Here is a 16,809-nt window from a genome sequence, read left to right as displayed (position 1 = left end):
GACCGCGCTCACGCCGCTCCTGTCAGACAGGTGCTAGGACGTCCGAGCTTCAGCACAAGCCACGGCCCCGTTCGATTATCGCTCCCGGGTGGCCGTGCACGAAATGACGTGAAAGCGGTCCAGTGGTCGATGGTGGCACCCGGGACTGCACAGGAGAAGCCGCCGGGTGCGGTTGCGACCCGGCGGCTTCGAAAACGGAGTCGTCGGGTCAGCTCGCTACGCGTACCGCGAGCGCGTCGCCGATCTCGTCGGTGGTACGAGACGTCGCCCCGTCGCGCTCCGCGAGGTCGGCGGAGACGGCGTCCTCGATGCGCACGGCCTGGGCCTCGTAGCCGAGGTGACGCAGCAGAAGGGCGACGGAGAGAATCGCGGCGGTCGGGTCGGCCTTGCCCTGGCCCGCAATGTCGGGGGCAGAGCCGTGGACCGGCTCGAACATCGAGGGGAACTCGCCGCTCGGATTGATGTTGCCCGAGGCCGCGACGCCGATGCCGCCGGAGACGGCCGCGGCAAGGTCGGTGATGATGTCGCCGAAGAGGTTGTCGGTGACGATCACGTCGAAGCGCTCGGGCTGCGTGACGAGGAAGATCGTCGCCGCGTCCACGTGCAGGTAGTCGGTGGTGACGTCCGGGAACTCGGCCGCGACCTTGTTGAAGATGTTGGTCCACAGGTGCCCGGCATAGGCCAGCACGTTGTTCTTGTGGACCAGCGTCAGCTTCTTGCGCGGGCGGGCCTGGGCGCGGGCGAAGGCGTCACGGACCACACGCTCGACGCCGAAGGCGGTGTTGACCGAGACCTCGGTGGCGACCTCGTGCGGGGTGCCGGTGCGGATCGAGCCGCCATTGCCGGTGTACGGGCCCTCGGTGCCCTCGCGGACCACGACGAAGTCGATCTCCGGCTGCCCCTTGAGCGGGGTCGCGACACCCGGGAGGAGCTTCGACGGCCGCAGGTTCACATGGTGGTCGAAGAGGAAACGGAGCTTCAGCAGGAAGCCGCGTTCCAGGACGCCGGACGGAACCGAGGGGTCACCGATCGCGCCGAGCAGAATCGCGTCGTGCTGCTTGAGCGCCTCGACATCCGCGTCGGTGAGGGTCTCACCGGTCGCGTGGTAGCGCTTGGCGCCGAAGTCGAATTCCTTGGTCTCCAGCTTCACATCCTGCGGGAGAACAGCATTGAGGACCTTGAGGCCCTGAGCCACGACCTCCTGGCCGATACCGTCACCAGGGATCACTGCGAGATTGATGCTGCGAGACATGACCGCAGCCTACTGTGCGTCCCACCCCATGACACGTAACGTCCACCATACGGACACATGGGGAGCTGTACGTGTACCGTTCACCCGTTCGACGGAACGGCGTCAGGCAGCGGGTGGATGTTCTCGTCCATGGACATCCCCCGTTTCGGAATTCCCGAGAAGCTCGCCGGCCGTATGAGCATGGCCGAGCAGCACGATTACCTGCGCACCCGGCTGACCCGGCGTGGCGTGCTCCGTACGAGCGTGGCGACCGCGGCCGTCGCCGGTGCCGGTCTCGGCACCTCTCTCGCCTCCTCGCCCGCCTACGCCGCGCCGACCGTTCTCACCTCGCGCCACACGTCCACCCAGGTGGACGGTTCGCTGGTTGCGCCGTTCGGCCGGCACCTGGCGTACGGGGCGGACCCGAGGACGCAGATGGCGGTCTCCTGGCAGGTCCCGTTCGCCGTGAAGCGGCCGTACATCCGGATCGGCCACAAGCCGTGGGCGCTGAGCCGCAGGATCGACGCCGAGGTACGCCACCTCACCACCCCCGAGCTGAACGGGGGCAAGATCGCGGCCGCCGAGCAGTTCTACGTACACGCGAGCCTGGAGCGGCTGCAGCCCGGCACGACGTACTACTACGGCGTCGGCCACGACGGCTTCGACCCCGCCGACACCCGCAACCTGGGCACGCTCGGCACCTTCACCACCGCCCCCTCGCGCGCCGAGACCTTCACCTTCACCGCCTTCGGCGACCAGGGCGTCAGTTACCACGCGCTGGGCAACGACCAGTTGATCCTGGGCCAGAACCCGGCGTTCCACCTGCACGCGGGCGACATCTGCTACGCCGACCCCTCCGGCTCCGGGCAGAGCACCGACACCTACGACGCCCGCACCTGGGACCAGTTCCTGGCGCAGACGGAGACCGTGTCGAAGACCGTGCCGTGGATGGTGACCACCGGCAACCACGACATGGAGGCCTGGTACTCGCCGGACGGCTACGGCGGCCAGAACGCCCGCTGGACGCTGCCCGACAACGGTCCGGACCCGGTGAACCAGCCCGGTGCGTACTCGTTCGTGCACGGCAATGTGGGGGTCGTCGCCCTCGACGCCAATGACGTCTCGTACGAGATCCCGGCCAACTTCGGGATCAGCGACGGCAGGCAGACGCGCTGGCTGGACCGGCGCCTCGGTGAGCTGCGGGCCCGTCACGACATCGACTTCCTGGTGGTCTTCTTCCACCACTGCGCCTTCTCGACGACCAACGCGCACGCCTCGGACGGCGGGGTGCGCGACGCGTGGGTGCCGCTCTTCGAGAAGCACCAGGTGGACCTGGTCATCAACGGCCACAACCACGTCTACGAGCGCACGGACGCGATCCTGAAGAACGCGGTCCAGCGCAAGGTGCCGATCGGCGAGCGCACCGACCCGACGCGGGACGGCATCGTGTACGTCACGGCAGGCGGCGCGGGCAAGGCGCTGTACGACTTCCCGGCGCCGGACACCTACGAGGGACACGTACAGGACCAGGACAGCGTGGACACGTACCACGTGGTCAAGGGCGGCGGGAAGACGACCGAGACCGTGGAGTGGTCGCGGGTGCGCTACACCGGCTTCTCGTTCCTGGCGGTGGAGGTACAGCCCGGGCGGCACGCCCGGATGAAGGTCACCGCACTCGCCGAGTCGGGCGAGCGCATCGACCACTTCGAGATCAGCCGCGGCTGAGCGACGCTTGCCGGGCCGGTCCTGCCGACCGGCCCCGGCGACCGGCCTCAGTGGCCGTTCTCGGACGCCGTTCTCAGTGGCCGTTCTCAGTGGCCGTTCTCAGTGGCCCGTGGAGCCGCCGTTGTCCCTGCGGTCGAGGGCCCGCTGCAGAGCGGCGGCGGCATTCTGGCGCTCCGACTCGGTCGGGCGGTGGGTGTGACGGACACGGCGGACAGTCGTCTCGGTCATGGTGGATCGACTCCTTGAGATCGCGAGGATTTCGAGATCGAAAAATCGTGAACGTGATTTCGAGATCGGGATTTCGAGGCGCCGGAAGGGGCGGGGAGCAGGCGCCGCAGGGGTTGCCTGCACAGGAGCGCGCACTCACGACCGCCAGTCGCTGGATCTAGCGAGACGTTCGGCTCCTACAAAGTTAGGACAGCTCGGCCGGTCTGTCTCCACAATTACTCGGACTTCCTACTATCTGAGACGGAGGTTTACGGCCGCCCGCCCTCAGTTCCCGGATCAGGGCCCGGACAGCGAGGGATTTTGCCTGCTCAGGGGTGGTGACATAGCCGACCGAACGCGTCGGCCGCTCCGGCCCGAGAGCCGTGATCCGGACCGTGTCCGGTGCTCCTTCGAGTGACAGCTCCGGCATGATCGCCATGCCGAGACCACGGGACACCATCGAGAGCACCGCTCCGTCGTCCTCGGCCCCGGCCTCGACCGTCGCCCGCGGGATCCAGTCCTGCGCGGCCCACCAGTCGCGGGTGTACGAGGTGCAGCTCTCCGCCCAGTCCACCAGCGGGAGCGTCCGCGGCGCCGGATGACCGGCGGGGTGCACCAGCGCGTACTCCTCCTCCATCGGCACTCCCCCGACCAGCTCCTTCGGTACGGGGGAACTCGTCCCGATCGTCGCGATCCCCAGATCGGCGCGCCCGTCCAGGACCTCGCCCGCCGTGCCCCGGCCCACCTCGCGCACCATCCGCACCACCGGTTCGATCCCCGGGTGGCGGGCCCTGAGCCGGTCCAGTGCGGGCGGCAGCAGATGCAGCGCGGCACTGCGGAAGGCGGCGATCCGCAGCGGCCCGGCCACGTTGCCGGCCCCGGCGGGCCCGGCCGCCGCGCCACGCGCCTCGGCGCCCATCAGCTCAAGGAGCCGCAGAATGCGACGGGCATGCGCGACGGCGCTCTCGCCCGCCGGAGTGGGCCTGGCACCCTGCCGGCCACGGTCGAAGAGAACCGTCCCGATCTTGCGCTCGCTGGTACGCACGGAGTGGGACACAGCGGACTGCGTCATGGGACGACCCCGGCCGCACGCCGCCTCACAACACGTCGCCCTCGCGCCAGTCGAAGATCAGCTTCCGGGACGGGGAGGGCAGCGGACGTCCGGCCGCTGCCCGGACGAACGTACTGCCCTCCTCGTCCGGCAGCTGCTCCACCCCGCTCAGCCCCACCGCACCGATCCGCCCCTGCCACACCTCCCACCCGCGCCCCGCATAGAGCGCGGCTCCGGCGTCGGAGGCGGACAGTGCCCCGAACGCGTACGCCCCGTCGATGACCCGCTCCAGCGCTCCCATCACCCGGCCGCCGAGCCCCTCGCGGCGCCGGTCGGCGCGGACGGCCACCGCCTCGACATAGCCGGTGCGGTACGAACGGTGCGCGTGGATCACCCGGCGCTGGACGACGCTCCCGTGCGCGAGGAGCCCGCCGCTGTCGTGTATGTACGCGTGGATGCCGCCCAGCGTGTGCTCCCAGTCCTCGTCGCTGAAGTCTCCCTCGAAGGCGGTGTCGAGGAAGGCACGGATCTCGTCGCCGGCGGCCGGGGCCAGCTCGTAGGTGTGCGCGATGTGCAACGACGGCTCAGTCATGTCACCCAGCCTCCCAGGCACCTCCGCCACCAGGTACTCAGTATTCATTTGAGTACCTTCCACGTGTCGAAGTTTGGTGTGCAGAAGGACAGTTGGGCCCATGAACGGCCTCTACGCACTGAAGCCCTGGTACGCGGACCGGCTCTCCGGTGTCCGCGCCTCGCTGGTCCGCCGTGAGGTGTCGCCCGACACCCTCACCGTGGCCGGCGTGGTCTCGGCGGCCGGTGCCGCCGCCGCACTGGCCTGGCTGCCCACCGGTCTCGCCGTCCTGCCGGTCGCCGTGCTGCTCTCGGCCCGGCTCGCCTTCGCCAACCTGGACGGCGCGCTGGCCCGCGACACGGGCCGGACGACCAGGCGCGGCGCGGTACTCAACGAACTCGGCGACCGGGTCGCGGATCTGGTCGTGCTGGCCGGCTTCCTGGCGCTCGCGCCGCTGTGGCTGGTGACGACGGCCGGGCTCGCGGCGACGCTGCCGTCCTGGGTGTCGCTGGCCGGAGCGGCGGCGGGCGCGCCCCGGCGCAACGGCGGCCCGGTCGGCAAGACCGAGCGCTGTCTGCTGGTCGTGGTCGCCGCGGCGAGCGGCTGGGCCGTACCCGTCCTGATCGTGATCGCCGCCGGTTCGCTGCTCACCGCCGCGCTCCGGCTGGCCGGGCTGTGGCGGGAGCTGGCATGAGCGCCGTACTGATCGCCGAGGAGGCGGCGGCACGGGCCGTGCCGCTGGTCGCGGGGGTGCTGGGGGCGGGCGGTGTCGCCGTCGCCGTACTGCCGTCGAAGGTCCGGATGCGGGCCGAGCTGCGCAAGCGGTGGCGGACCTGGGCGCTGGTCGCACCGGTCTTCCTGGGGGCGTACTTCCTGGGCGGCGGCGGGACGTTCGCGCTGGCCGCGGGGCTCGGGGTGATCGCGGTGAGCGAGTTCGCACGGATGGCGGGCCTGAAGCGCGGCGATCACGCGGTGCTGGCGGTGGCGGCGGTCGCACTCCCGGCGCTGGCGTGGCTCGCGCCGCAGGTCCTCGACGTACGGGCGGCGGCGCTGCTGCTGGTCGCGGCCGCGCTTCCCCCGGTGCTGACCGGGGACGACCGGGCGGGGTTCACCCGCACCGCCCGTACCGCCTTCGGGCTGCTGTGGATCCCGGTCGCGCTGACCGGTCTGGTGACGCTCGGCAATACGGGTGTCGCGGTGGGGCTCGCGGTGGCACTCGGCGATGTCGGCGCCTGGTGCGGCGGTACGGCACTTGGCCGCCGCGGCCCGCTCGCCCGGCCGCTGTCGCCGCTCTCCCCCAACAAGACCTGGGCGGGCGTGCTCGGCGCGGCGGCGGCAACGGCCGTGCTCCTGCTCGTACTCGGCGAGTTCACCCTCCCTCTGTGGGCTGCGGTGCTCGGCGGCTGTGTCCTCGGCGACCTGCTCGAATCGATGGTCAAGCGCGAGTCGGGGGTGAAGGACGCGGGCAGTTGGCTGCCCGGCTTCGGCGGCCTCCTCGACCGGATCGACTCCCTGCTGGTGGCCCTTCTCCTGGCGATGGTGACGACATGACCTCCACACTCCCGCGTATCCGTGACCGGGTCGCGCTGCCCGTGCGCTCCCGGTTCACCGCCGCGCTCCGGCGCGGACTGTGGTGGGGCGTCCTCAGCCTCACCGGTGGGGTGGAGCGGCGCGGCCGGCTGCCGCGTGGCGGCTGTGTCGTCGTCGCCAACCACTCCTCGCACGCGGACACGGCTGCGCTCCTCGCCGCGCTCGACGCCCGGCACACCCCGGCGATCGGCGCGGCGGCCGACTACTGGTTCGCCTCGCCGTGGCGGCGCCGGATCTGCCGCAGGCTCGCGGCCGGGTTCCCGGTGCGGCGCAGCGGCGGTGGCATGGACGACCTGCTGTCCATGGCGGACGAGCTGCGGTCCGGCCGCGCCGTCGTCCTGTTCCCGGAGGGCACCCGGGGCAGGGACGGCGAGCTGGGCTCCTTCCACCGGGGCGCGCTGGTCCTCGCCGAGCAGGCGGGCGTCCCGGTCGTGCCGGTGGGGATCGCGGGCACGGACCGGCTGCTGCCCAAGCACGGCCGGCTGCGCTCGGCGCTGGTGCGCGTGTCGATCGGTGACCCGCTGCCGTCGGCGGTCACGCCCCAGGAGGCCCGCGACGCGGTGGTGGCGCTGCACGCGCGTACGGTCGCCGAGCCGCTGAGGGACTCCGCGACGCGGCGCCGGGTGGCGTCGGTCGTCACCTCGCACTGGGGCGTGCCGCTGGCGTTCGTCTGGGCGCTGGCGGAGGCGCTGAGCTGGCCGTTGATGCCGGAGCTGCTGCTGGGCACGGTCTGTGTGGCGGTGCCGCGGGCGGCGCTGAAGATGTCGCTGGGCGCCCTGGCCGGCAGTCTGGCCGGCGGTCTGCTCGCCCTCCAACTGGCCTCGGCAGGAGTGCAGTTGCCCGCACCGCTGACCACGGACCGGATGCGCGCCGAGGTCCGCAGCGAACTGGTCCTTCAGGGCGCGTCCGCGGTGCGTCACCAGCCGTGGAACGGCATCCCCTTCAAGGTGTACGGCGCCGAGGCGGGCCGCGCCGGGGTCCCCACGCTCGACTGGCTCACCGCATCGGCGACGGCGCGCGGCTCCCGGACGCTCACGGTGGGGCTCGGCTTCGCCGCCTTCGGACTGCTGATGCGCCGTCACCGCCGTCACTACGGCCGCTGTCTGGTCCTGCTGGGCGGCGGCTTCACGGTCGGGCTCTCGCTGATCGTGCACGGCTGGAGCTGAACGGGGACACAGCAGGAGATCCGGGACGGCTTCCCCCTCCTCCCTTTTACTGACCCGATGTATTTGCCGTCAGAGACCTTGACGCCCTCTCAGTCCACCTCCATTCTCCCAGTCATCGGACCAATGGTCAGGTCTGTGAACGATGAGCCTGCGGACTGGGAGAAATCGTGTCACTGCACAAGCCATGGAAAACCCGCATCGGAACGCTGTCGGTGGTCCTGTGCGGCGCGCTCGCGTCGACGCTGCTGACGGCGGCCGGCGCGCGCGCCGAGGAGAGCGCCTGGACGGTACGGGACAAGCCCGACGGGCCCCGCGCGGAGCTGCGGCTCGACCGGGTGACCGGATCACTGAGCCTGACGGTGTCCCGCGAAGGCGGTACGGTCATCGCCCCGTCACCCGTGGGGATCGTGACAGAGCAGGCCGACCTCACCTCGGGGCTGGGGTTCCTCGGCCGCAGCGACCGTTCGGTCGACGAGCACTACCGCACGAGCGCGGGCAAGACCCGGAGCCGCACCGTCCACATGCGTGAATCGCGCTTCCGGTTCCGTACCGCCGCGGGCGCCCGGCTCGATCTGCTCGTCCGGGCCTCCGCCGACGGTGTCGCCTACCGCTACATCCTGCCCGGTGACACGGGCAACGTCCTGCGCGAGGCTTCCGCGTTCACCCTGCCCGAGGGTGCGTCCGCCTGGCTCGGCAACTACCGCAAGGACAACGAGAACCTCTTCAACGCGTACTTGGCCGCGGGCGCCCCGGCCGGTGAGTACATGATGCAGGGGCTGTTCCGTACCGGAGGCGGCTACGCCCTGATCGCCGAGTCCGACCTCACCGGCAGCTACTCCGGGGCCCGTCTGGTCCATGACGCGGGCTCCCCCACCTACCGCGTCAAGCTCTGGGACGAGCAGATCCAGGTGAAGGGCGCGCTCACCACGCCGTGGCGCGCCGTGGTCACCGGCGATCTGGCAACCGTCACCGAGTCCACCTTCACGGACGATCTCGCCCCGGCCTCCAAGGTCCGCGACACCTCCTGGATCAAGCCGGGCCGGGCCCTGTGGACCTGGCTGGCGGGCGGGCGTCCGGCAGGCCAGAGCCTGGAGATGCAGAAGGGGTACGTGGACTACGCGGCCGCCCGCCACTGGCCGTACACCGTCGTCGACGCGGGCTGGTACTTCGACCCGGACCAGTGGGACGTCACCGACCCCGGCTGGCAGTCCCACAGCTGGATTCCGGAACTGGTGCGCTACGGCAGGGAGCGCGGCGTCGGAATCCAGGTCTGGATCCATCACCGCGACCTGGACACCGCCGAGGAGCGCGCCCAGTGGCTGCCCACGCTGGAGAAGTGGGGCGTCAAGGGGGTGAAGATCGACTTCATGGACTCGGAGGCGCAGGAGACGTTCCAGTGGTACGACAAGATCCTCCCCGAGACGGCGGCCCACCACCTCCTGGTCAACTTCCACGGCTCCACGATCCCCAAGGGCATCCAGCGCACCTGGCCGCACGTGATGTCGCTGGAGGGCGTCAACGGCGAGGAGAAGAAGACGAACACCGCCCAGCATCTGACCACGCTCCCGTTCACCCGGAACGTGATCGGCTCCATGGACTTCACCCCCGGCGCCTTCCAACGCCCGAACCGGCCCAACGCCGCGTCCGACGCGGGTGAGCTGGGCCTGTCGGTGCTGTACGAGTCCGGGGTCCAGAACCTGGCCGGCACCCCCGAGTCCTACGAAGCCCGCCCGGTGGCCCGGCACTTCCTGGAGCAGCTGCCGGACGCCTGGGACGACACCCGGCTGCTGGCCGGTGAGCCCGGGAGCAGCGCGGTCCTGGCCCGCCGCAACGGCAGCCGCTGGTTCATCGGCGGTACGTACGCGGGCACGGCGCACACCGCCGAGGTGCCGCTGCGGATCGGGGCCGGACGGTGGCTGGTCGAGACGGTGACGGACGGGCCGACGGGGCTGGTGCGCACGGCCCGCACCGTGCAGGGCGGCGACTCCCTGTCGGTGGATGTGGTTTCCGACGGCGGCTTCGCCGCGGTGGCCTGCCGCTGGTCCCCGGGCCGCACGTCCTGCGACCGCTGAAGCCTGCCGCGCGGACCGGACCGTCTTACGAACGGCCTCACGCGGCGGAGTTCCTCCGCACCCATCCGTTCGACGAGCTGTGGCGCGCGGCCGCCGGGGGCGTCGGCGCGCACTGGGGCCGGCCGGAGCCCGAGGTCTGCGATGTCTTCACCCACCACTACCGGCAGGTGCTGGACTTCTACGGGCCGGCCACAGGAGCGGGCGACGCGGTGGTGAGGCGGTTCCTGTGCTGAGAGGCGGCCCCGGAATGGAATCCGCCTCCCGGCCGGCAGGGGAACCGGGCGGGAGGCGGAAATCATGGCGGGGCGCCGGGGATGCGGCGCCCCGGGGGGCGTCAGCCCTGGTGGGGGTAGGTGTAGTCGGTCGGCGGAACCAGCGTCTCCTTGATGGCCCGGGTCAGGGTCCAGCGCTGCAGGTTCTGCGGGGCGCCCGCCTTGTCGTTCGTACCCGAGGCACGGCCGCCACCGAAGGGCTGCTGGCCGACGACGGCACCGGTCGACTTGTCGTTGATGTAGAAGTTGCCCGCGGCGTACCGCAGCTTCTCCATCGTGTGCGCGGCCGCCGCGCGGTCGTGGGAGATGACCGCACCGGTCAGCGCGTAGTCGGAGGCCGACTCCATCTGCTCCAGCATGGCGTCGTACTTGTCGTCCTCGTAGACGTGCACGGCGAGGATCGGGCCGAAGTACTCGGTCGTGAAGACCTCGTTGGCCGGGTCGCTGCACTCGATGACCGTCGGGCGGACGAAGTAGCCCACCGAGTCGTCGTACGTACCGCCCGCGACGATCGTGCAGGTCGGGTCGGACTTGGCGCGGTCGATCGCGGCCTTGTTCTTGGCGAACGAGCGCTCGTCGATGACGGCGCCGATGAAGTTCGACAGGTCGGTGACGTCACCCATGGTGATGGAGTCGACCTCGGCCGCGAACTTCTCCTTGAAACCGGAGTTCCAGATGGAGGCCGGGACGTACGCACGGGAGGACGCCGAGCACTTCTGGCCCTGGTACTCGAAGGAGCCGCGGGTCAGCGCGGTCTTCAGGACGGCGTGGTCGGCCGACGGGTGGGCGACGACGAAGTCCTTGCCGCCGGTCTCGCCGACGAGCCGCGGGTAGGTGCGGTAGTTGGCGATGTTGTTGCCGACCGTCTTCCACAGGTGCTGGAAGGTGGGGGTCGAACCGGTGAAGTGGATACCGGCCAGGTCGCGGTGGTTCAGGGCCACCTCGGAGACGGCGATGCCGTCACCGGTCACCAGGTTGATGACGCCCTTGGGCAGACCCGCCTCTTCCAGGAGCTGCATCAGCAGCACGGCGGCGTGGGTCTGCGTCGGGGACGGCTTCCACACCACGACGTTGCCCATGAGGGCGGGGGCGGTGGGCAGGTTGCCCGCGATGGCCGTGAAGTTGAACGGCGTGATCGCGTAGACGAAGCCCTCCAGCGGGCGGTGGTCCATGCGGTTCCACACGCCCGGCGAGTTGGCCGGGGGCTGCTCGGCCAGGATCTGGCGCGCGTAGTGCACGTTGAAGCGCCAGAAGTCGACGAGCTCACAGGGGGTGTCGATCTCGGCCTGCTGGGCGGTCTTCGACTGGCCGAGCATCGTGGACGCGGCCAGCGTCTCGCGCCAGGGGCCGGAGAGCAGCTCGGCGGCGCGCAGGATGATCGCGGCGCGGTCGTCGAAGGACATCGCGCGCCAGGCCGGGGCGGCGGCCAGCGCGGCGTCGATCGCGTCCTGGGCGTCCTGCTGCGTGGCGCCGGCGAACGTACCGATGACGGCCTTGTGGTTGTGCGGCTGTACGACGTCGAAGCGCTCGCCGCCGCCCATCCGCTTCTCGCCACCGATGGTCATCGGAAGGTCGATCGGGTTCTGGCTGAGCTCCTTGAGCTTCGCCTCCAGGCGGGCGCGCTCGGGGGAACCCGGGGCGTAGGAGTGGACCGGCTCGTTGACCGGCGCGGGGACCTGAGTAACAGCGTCCATGAGTGCCTTGTCTCCTTGTGTCAGGGGGTGGGGGTCAGCCGGGCAGGTCAGCCCTTGGTGAGGATGGAGCGGCCGAAGAACAGCAGGTTCGCCGGCTTCTCCGCGAGACGGCGCATGAAGTAGCCGTACCAGTCGGTGCCGTACGCGGTGTACACGCGCATCCGGTGGCCCTCGGCCGCGAGCCGGATGTGCTCGTCGCTGCGGATGCCGTACAGCATCTGGAACTCGTACTCGTCCAGCTTGCGCCCGGCCTTCCGGGCCAGCTCCTGGGCGATGGCGATCAGACGCGGGTCGTGCGACCCGATCATCGGGTAGCCCTCGCCCTCCATCAGGGTCTTCAGGATGCGGACGTACGCCTTGTCGATCTCGGCCTTGTCCTGGTACGCGACGGAGGCGGGCTCCTTGTAGGCGCCCTTCACGATGCGGACGCGGCTGCCGGCGTCGGCCAGGCGGCGGGCGTCCCCCTCGGTGCGGAACAGGTACGCCTGGATCACACAGCCGGTCTGCGGGAAGTCCTTCCGCAGCTCCTCGTGGATGGCGAACATCGAGTCGAGGGTGGTGTGGTCCTCGGCGTCCAGCGTGACCGTGGTGCCGATCGCGGCGGCGGCCTCGACGACCGGGCGGACGTTGGCGAGCGCCAGCTCATGGCCCCCGTCCAGCGCCTGGCCGAACATGGAGAGCTTGATGGACATCTCGGCCTTGGTGCCCAGGCCCAGGTCCTTGAGGCGCTCGGTCAGCTCAAGGTAGGCGTCGCGGGCGGCGGCGGCCTGCTCGGGGGTGGTGATGTCCTCGCCCACCACGTCGAGGGTGACTTCGAGGCCCTTGTCGGCGGCGTCCTCGATGATCGGGACGACCTGCTCGACGGTCTCACCGGCGATGAACCGGTCGACGACCTGCTTGGTGCCAGGTGCGGCCGAGATGAAACGGCGCATCTTGTCGCTGCGGGACGCGGCGAGAATCACGGGACCCAGCACGGGGCACCTCCACGGAAAGTACGAACGAAGGCCGTACCGGCAGATAAGGAACAGAGCGGTACAGCACGGAGAACCACCGTGAAATCTAAGGATCCCTCCGATGGTGTGCCATCGACAGCTGTCACGCATCCATTCCCGGGATCTCAGACATATGTCTGAAGGGGTGCGAGAATGGCCGTGTGAAGGGCGATTACCAGGAGCTGGTCGACGAGATCTCCGGGCTGCTCGGAGCCCCCGCGACGCTGGAGAACCGGGACTTCGGCCTGGTCGCCTTCGGCGCCCACGACAGCGACGACGACACGGCGATGGACCCGGTCCGCACCCGTTCGATCCTGACCAGGCGCTCCACGCCCGCGGTCCGCGCCTGGTTCGAGGGCTTCGGCATCACCCGCGCCACCGGCCCGGTCCGCATTCCGGCCGCCCCGGAGGCCGGGGTGTTCCGGGGCCGCATCTGTCTGCCGGTACGCCATCGGGGTGTCGCGCTCGGTTACGTATGGCTGCTCGACGCGGACCCCGGGCCGACCGACGAGCAGCTGAAGGCGGCGATGGAGGTGGCGGCCCGGATCGGGGGGCTGCTCTACGACGAGGCGCGGGCGGGCACGGATCTGTCCCGGGAGTTCGGTGCGGTCCTCACCGCCGGGCGGGGCTGGCAGCGCGACATGGCGGTGGCCGCGCTGCACGAGGCACTGGGCCGGGACGCGGAGGGCCTGCACACGGTGGTGTGCGTGACCCCGTGGACCGACGATCCGCCGTCGGTCCGTACGGTGTCGTCGGCATCGGCACTGACCTCGGTCCCGGCCCCGGGGGCCACCGGGCCCCCCTCGCTGGCCGCTCTGGTCCGGCTGCGCTCCACCGATGTCCTGGACCCGGCGCTCACCGCCGCGGACCGGCTGCGTTCCACCGCGCCCCGGGACGCCACCGCCGGGTTCGCTGTGCCCCGCCGCGGCCTGGCGGACCTGGCCGAGGCCTGGCGCGAGGCGTCGGCCGCGGCCCGCGCGGCAGCGGCCGAGTCCCGCTTCGGCCCGGTCGCGAACTGGTCGGCGATCGGCCCGTACCGGCTGTTGACCGCGCTCCCCGCGGGGGCGGCCGCGGACCCCGCGGTCCGTACCCTGCTCACCCCGCTGCACAAGGATCTGGCCCACACCGCCGAGGTGTTCCTCGACTCCGCGGGCCAGGCATCCCGGACGGCCGCCGCACTCGGCATCCACCGCCAGACGCTCTACTACCGGCTCTCCCGGGTCCAGCAGCTCACCGGCCTCGATCTGAACGACGGCGAGGACCGGCTGCTGCTGCACATGGCGCTCAAGGGCGCACGGCTCTGAGCCCCCATCGGCCCGTCCGGCGTTCGAGGACGGAACCGTCGCGCCGGGACGCCGGCTCCAGGCACTCCATGCCTCCTCCTACCGCACCCGCCCATCGAGCACCGTCTTCAGACCCTCCATCAGATCCTGTGCGGACGGCGCCGATTCACTGTCCATCAGCCACTGCACCATCACACCCGCGAGCAGCGCCTGACAGAACAGCCCGGCCACTCGCGCCTTCTCCGGGTCCGCCTCCGGGTCAATGCCGAGCATGTTCTCGGCGAGCCCGTCACGCCCCTCGCGCTGCAGGCCCGCCAGGGTCTTCTGCAGCTCCGGGTCCTGGTCGATCCGGGAGACGACCTCCATCTGGAGCTGCCAGACGGACCGGGTCCGCCCGTAGCTGTCGATCACCCGCTCCCAGGTGTCGCGAAACTGGTCGAGCGGCGACCGGGGCGCACCGTCGTCATCCCCGGCCCTGTCCGGCTGCTCAGTGAGCAAATCGCCCCACTCCTCCGTCACCCTGAGGAAGGCGATGTTGAGCAGGGCCTCCTTGGAGCCGTAGTGGTAGCCGATGGAGGCGAGGTTCGTACCGGAGGCGGCCACGATGTCGCGTGCCGTCGTCCTGGCATATCCCTTCTCCAGCAGGCAGCGCTTGGCGCCTTCGAGCAGATCCTCACGGTGTCCCATGAAAGCAGCGTACCCGGCACGCAGACGTTTGTGTAAGACGCACGTCTAGATGCCGGGTACGCGGGGCTTCGAAGCCGTCAGTCGGTCAGGTTCACCGTACGGGCCGATGCGGCACCGATCTCCGTCGAGATCTCGGCGAGCACCGACGCCGGGACGTCGTCGTCGACGGTGAGCACGACCAGCGCCTCGCCGCCCGCGTCCGTCCGCGAGACCTGCATGCCCGCGATGTTCAGACCGGCCTCGCCGAGGATCTGGCCGACGGTACCGACGACACCGGGGCGGTCCTCGTAACGCAGCACCACCATGTGGTCGGCCAGCGCCAGGTCCACGTCGTACTCGCCGACGGCGACGATCTTCTGAAGGTGCTTGGGTCCGGCCAGCGTGCCGGAGACCGCGACCTCCTCACCGTTCGCGAGCGTGCCGCGGACGGTGACCACGTTGCGGTGGTCCGGCGACTCGGAGCTGGTGGTGAGGCGGACCTCGACACCGCGCTCCTGCGCGAAGAGCGGGGCGTTGACGTAGGACACCGTCTCGTCGACGACGTCCTCGAAGACGCCCTTGAGCGCGGAGAGTTCGAGCACCTTGACGTCGTGCTGGGTGATCTCGCCGTACACCTCGACGTCGAGGCGGGCCGCGACCTCGCCCGCGAGCGCGGTGAAGATACGGCCGAGCTTCTCGGCGAGCGGCAGGCCCGGACGTACGTCCTCGGCGATGACGCCGCCCTGGACGTTGACCGCGTCCGGCACGAGCTCACCGGCGAGGGCGAGGCGCACGGACTTGGCGACCGCGATGCCCGCCTTCTCCTGGGCCTCGTCGGTGGAGGCGCCGAGGTGCGGGGTGCAGACGACCTGGTCGAACTCGAAGAGCGGGGAGTCCGTGCAGGGCTCCTTCGTGTACACGTCGAGACCGGCGCCGGCGACCCGGCCCTCCTTGAGGGCGGAGGCGAGCGCCTCCTCGTCGACGATGCCACCGCGCGCGGCGTTGACGATGCGCACCGAGGGCTTCACCTTGTGCAGCGCCTCGTCGCCGATCAGACCCAGCGTCTCGGGGGTCTTGGGCAGGTGCACGGTGATGAAGTCGGCGACTTCGAGCAGTTCGTCCAGCGTGAGGAGCTTGACGCCCATCTGGGCGGCGCGCGCGGGCTGCACGTAGGGGTCGTACGCGACGATCTTCATGCCGAAGGCCGACATGCGCTGCGCGACCAGGACGCCGATGCGGCCGAGGCCGACGACGCCGAGGGTCTTCTCGCTCAGCTCGACGCCGGTGTACTTGGAGCGCTTCCACTCGCCGTTCTTGAGGGCGGTGTTGGCCTGCGGGATGTTGCGCGCGGTGGCGACCAGCAGACCGCAGGCCAGCTCGGCGGCGGTCACGATGTTGGAGGTCGGTGCGTTGACGACCATCACGCCGGCCTTGGTGGCGGCGGAGACGTCGACATTGTCCAGACCGACGCCCGCGCGGGCGACGACCTTCAGCTTCTTCGCGGCGGCGATGGCTTCGGCGTCGACCTTGGTGGCGGAGCGCACCAGGATGGCGTCGACATCGGTGATCGCGGGGAGGAGCTCGGCGCGGTCCGCGCCGTTGCAGTGCCGGATTTCGAAATCCGGACCCAGGGCGTCAACCGTGGCAGGCGACAGCTCTTCAGCGATGAGTACGACAGGTTTCGAGCTCACGTGAGTCCTCACAAGTCCAGTGCGGACGGCCGTCCCGACGGCCGCAGGCGGTGGAGGGGCTTGCCGCGTGGAAGACGCACGACACTGTGGGCCTGACGCGTGTATGTGTGGAGAAGTGTAGTCATGCGCCAGGACGCATACTGCGCCCCGATGGAAGGATCACCCACACGGGGGTGGACGACTTGTACACACGTACGACGCCGCCTCTTCCAGCGGTGAAGCAGGGGGAACGCCGCGGGGGCGGGTCAGGAGACCCGCCCCCGGGGCGAATGAGTTACGCGTCCTCGTCGTTGACCCAGCTCATGAGCTTGCGCAGCTCACGGCCGGTGGTCTCCAGGAGGTGGTCGCTGTCCGCCTTCTTGTACTCGTTGTACTTGGGCAGACCGCTGTGGTACTCGGCCATCCAGTTCTTGGCGAAGGTGCCGTCCTGGATCTCCGCGAGGACCTTCTTCATCTCGGCCTTGGTGGCGTCCGTGATGATCCGCGGGCCGGTGATGTAGTCACCCCACTCGGCGGTCTCCGAGATGGACCAGCGCATCTTCTCCAGGCCGCCCTCGTACATGAGGTCCACGATGAGCTTCAGCTCGTGCAGGCACTC

At 70.3% G+C, this 16,809-nt stretch carries 14 protein-coding genes and 1 pseudogene; 6 read left to right on the top strand and 9 right to left on the bottom strand.

Annotated elements, in window-relative coordinates:
- Positions 1 to 208: 208 nt before the first annotated feature.
- The gene (locus tag ACGFU7_RS19740) at positions 209 to 1,252 is read right to left on the bottom strand and encodes a 3-isopropylmalate dehydrogenase (protein WP_393697301.1); all 1,044 of its coding nucleotides are present in this window, start codon (positions 1,250 to 1,252) and stop codon (positions 209 to 211) included.
- 129 nt (positions 1,253 to 1,381) lie between these two features.
- Here ACGFU7_RS19740 and ACGFU7_RS19735 point away from each other — a divergent pair, with 129 nt between their 5' ends.
- Positions 1,382 to 2,956 (top strand): purple acid phosphatase family protein, encoded by a 1,575-nt coding sequence (locus tag ACGFU7_RS19735; RefSeq protein ID WP_393697300.1) that lies wholly within the window; start codon positions 1,382 to 1,384, stop codon positions 2,954 to 2,956.
- Between the two features lie 99 nt (positions 2,957 to 3,055).
- Here the strand turns inward: ACGFU7_RS19735 and ACGFU7_RS19730 are convergent, their stop codons facing one another.
- From ACGFU7_RS19730 to ACGFU7_RS19720, 3 genes are all read right to left on the bottom strand, one after another.
- Positions 3,056 to 3,184 carry a hypothetical protein gene (locus ACGFU7_RS19730; RefSeq protein WP_383924246.1) on the bottom strand — a complete coding sequence of 43 codons (129 nt, stop codon included), beginning with the start codon at positions 3,182 to 3,184 and terminating at the stop codon, positions 3,056 to 3,058.
- A 184-nt stretch (positions 3,185 to 3,368) separates the two neighbouring features.
- Positions 3,369 to 4,235, bottom strand: coding sequence for a LysR family transcriptional regulator (locus tag ACGFU7_RS19725; protein ID WP_393697299.1), 867 nt, complete (start codon positions 4,233 to 4,235; stop codon positions 3,369 to 3,371).
- A 25-nt stretch (positions 4,236 to 4,260) separates the two neighbouring features.
- The gene (locus tag ACGFU7_RS19720; protein WP_393697298.1) at positions 4,261 to 4,806 is read right to left on the bottom strand and encodes a GNAT family N-acetyltransferase; all 546 of its coding nucleotides are present in this window, start codon (positions 4,804 to 4,806) and stop codon (positions 4,261 to 4,263) included.
- A 100-nt stretch (positions 4,807 to 4,906) separates the two neighbouring features.
- Between ACGFU7_RS19720 and ACGFU7_RS19715 the strand changes: the two genes are divergently transcribed.
- The 4 genes from ACGFU7_RS19715 to ACGFU7_RS19700 all read left to right on the top strand — a co-directional run bounded on the left by ACGFU7_RS19715 (position 4,907) and on the right by ACGFU7_RS19700 (position 9,613).
- A complete protein-coding gene (locus ACGFU7_RS19715; RefSeq protein WP_393697297.1) occupies positions 4,907 to 5,479 on the top strand; it encodes a CDP-alcohol phosphatidyltransferase family protein in 573 nt (190 codons plus the stop codon).
- Positions 5,476 to 6,336 (top strand): phosphatidate cytidylyltransferase, encoded by an 861-nt coding sequence (locus tag ACGFU7_RS19710; protein WP_393697296.1) that lies wholly within the window; start codon positions 5,476 to 5,478, stop codon positions 6,334 to 6,336. The genes ACGFU7_RS19715 and ACGFU7_RS19710 overlap by 4 nt, the downstream gene beginning before the upstream one ends.
- A complete protein-coding gene (locus ACGFU7_RS19705) occupies positions 6,333 to 7,541 on the top strand; it encodes a lysophospholipid acyltransferase family protein (protein WP_393697295.1) in 1,209 nt (402 codons plus the stop codon). The genes ACGFU7_RS19710 and ACGFU7_RS19705 overlap by 4 nt, the downstream gene beginning before the upstream one ends.
- A gap of 167 nt (positions 7,542 to 7,708) precedes the next feature.
- Positions 7,709 to 9,613, top strand: a complete 1,905-nt coding sequence (locus ACGFU7_RS19700) for a glycoside hydrolase family 97 catalytic domain-containing protein (protein WP_393697294.1) — start codon at positions 7,709 to 7,711, stop codon at positions 9,611 to 9,613.
- Between the two features lie 334 nt (positions 9,614 to 9,947).
- On the opposite strand, the gene pruA is transcribed toward ACGFU7_RS19700, so the two are convergent.
- A complete protein-coding gene (gene pruA / locus ACGFU7_RS19695; RefSeq protein ID WP_393697293.1) occupies positions 9,948 to 11,579 on the bottom strand; it encodes an L-glutamate gamma-semialdehyde dehydrogenase in 1,632 nt (543 codons plus the stop codon).
- Between the two features lie 47 nt (positions 11,580 to 11,626).
- A complete protein-coding gene (locus ACGFU7_RS19690) occupies positions 11,627 to 12,553 on the bottom strand; it encodes a proline dehydrogenase family protein (RefSeq protein WP_393697292.1) in 927 nt (308 codons plus the stop codon).
- 179 nt (positions 12,554 to 12,732) lie between these two features.
- Between ACGFU7_RS19690 and ACGFU7_RS19685 the strand changes: the two genes are divergently transcribed.
- Positions 12,733 to 13,875, top strand: coding sequence for a PucR family transcriptional regulator (locus ACGFU7_RS19685; protein WP_393697291.1), 1,143 nt, complete (start codon positions 12,733 to 12,735; stop codon positions 13,873 to 13,875).
- Positions 13,876 to 13,953: 78 nt separating this feature from the next.
- Here the strand turns inward: ACGFU7_RS19685 and ACGFU7_RS19680 are convergent, their stop codons facing one another.
- The 3 genes and pseudogenes from ACGFU7_RS19680 to ACGFU7_RS19670 form a co-directional block, all read right to left on the bottom strand.
- A complete protein-coding gene (locus tag ACGFU7_RS19680) occupies positions 13,954 to 14,541 on the bottom strand; it encodes a TetR/AcrR family transcriptional regulator (protein WP_393697290.1) in 588 nt (195 codons plus the stop codon).
- Positions 14,542 to 14,618: 77 nt separating this feature from the next.
- Positions 14,619 to 16,211, bottom strand: coding sequence for a phosphoglycerate dehydrogenase (serA, locus tag ACGFU7_RS19675; protein ID WP_393697289.1), 1,593 nt, complete (start codon positions 16,209 to 16,211; stop codon positions 14,619 to 14,621).
- Positions 16,212 to 16,485: 274 nt separating this feature from the next.
- Positions 16,486 to 16,809, bottom strand: a pseudogene (locus ACGFU7_RS19670) (ketol-acid reductoisomerase); the annotation flags it as partial.

It is taken from the genome of Streptomyces sp. NPDC048473 (assembly GCF_043200155.1).
Lineage (GTDB): Bacteria > Actinomycetota > Actinomycetes > Streptomycetales > Streptomycetaceae > Streptomyces.
This window is presented reverse-complemented; position numbering and strand designations above follow the sequence as displayed.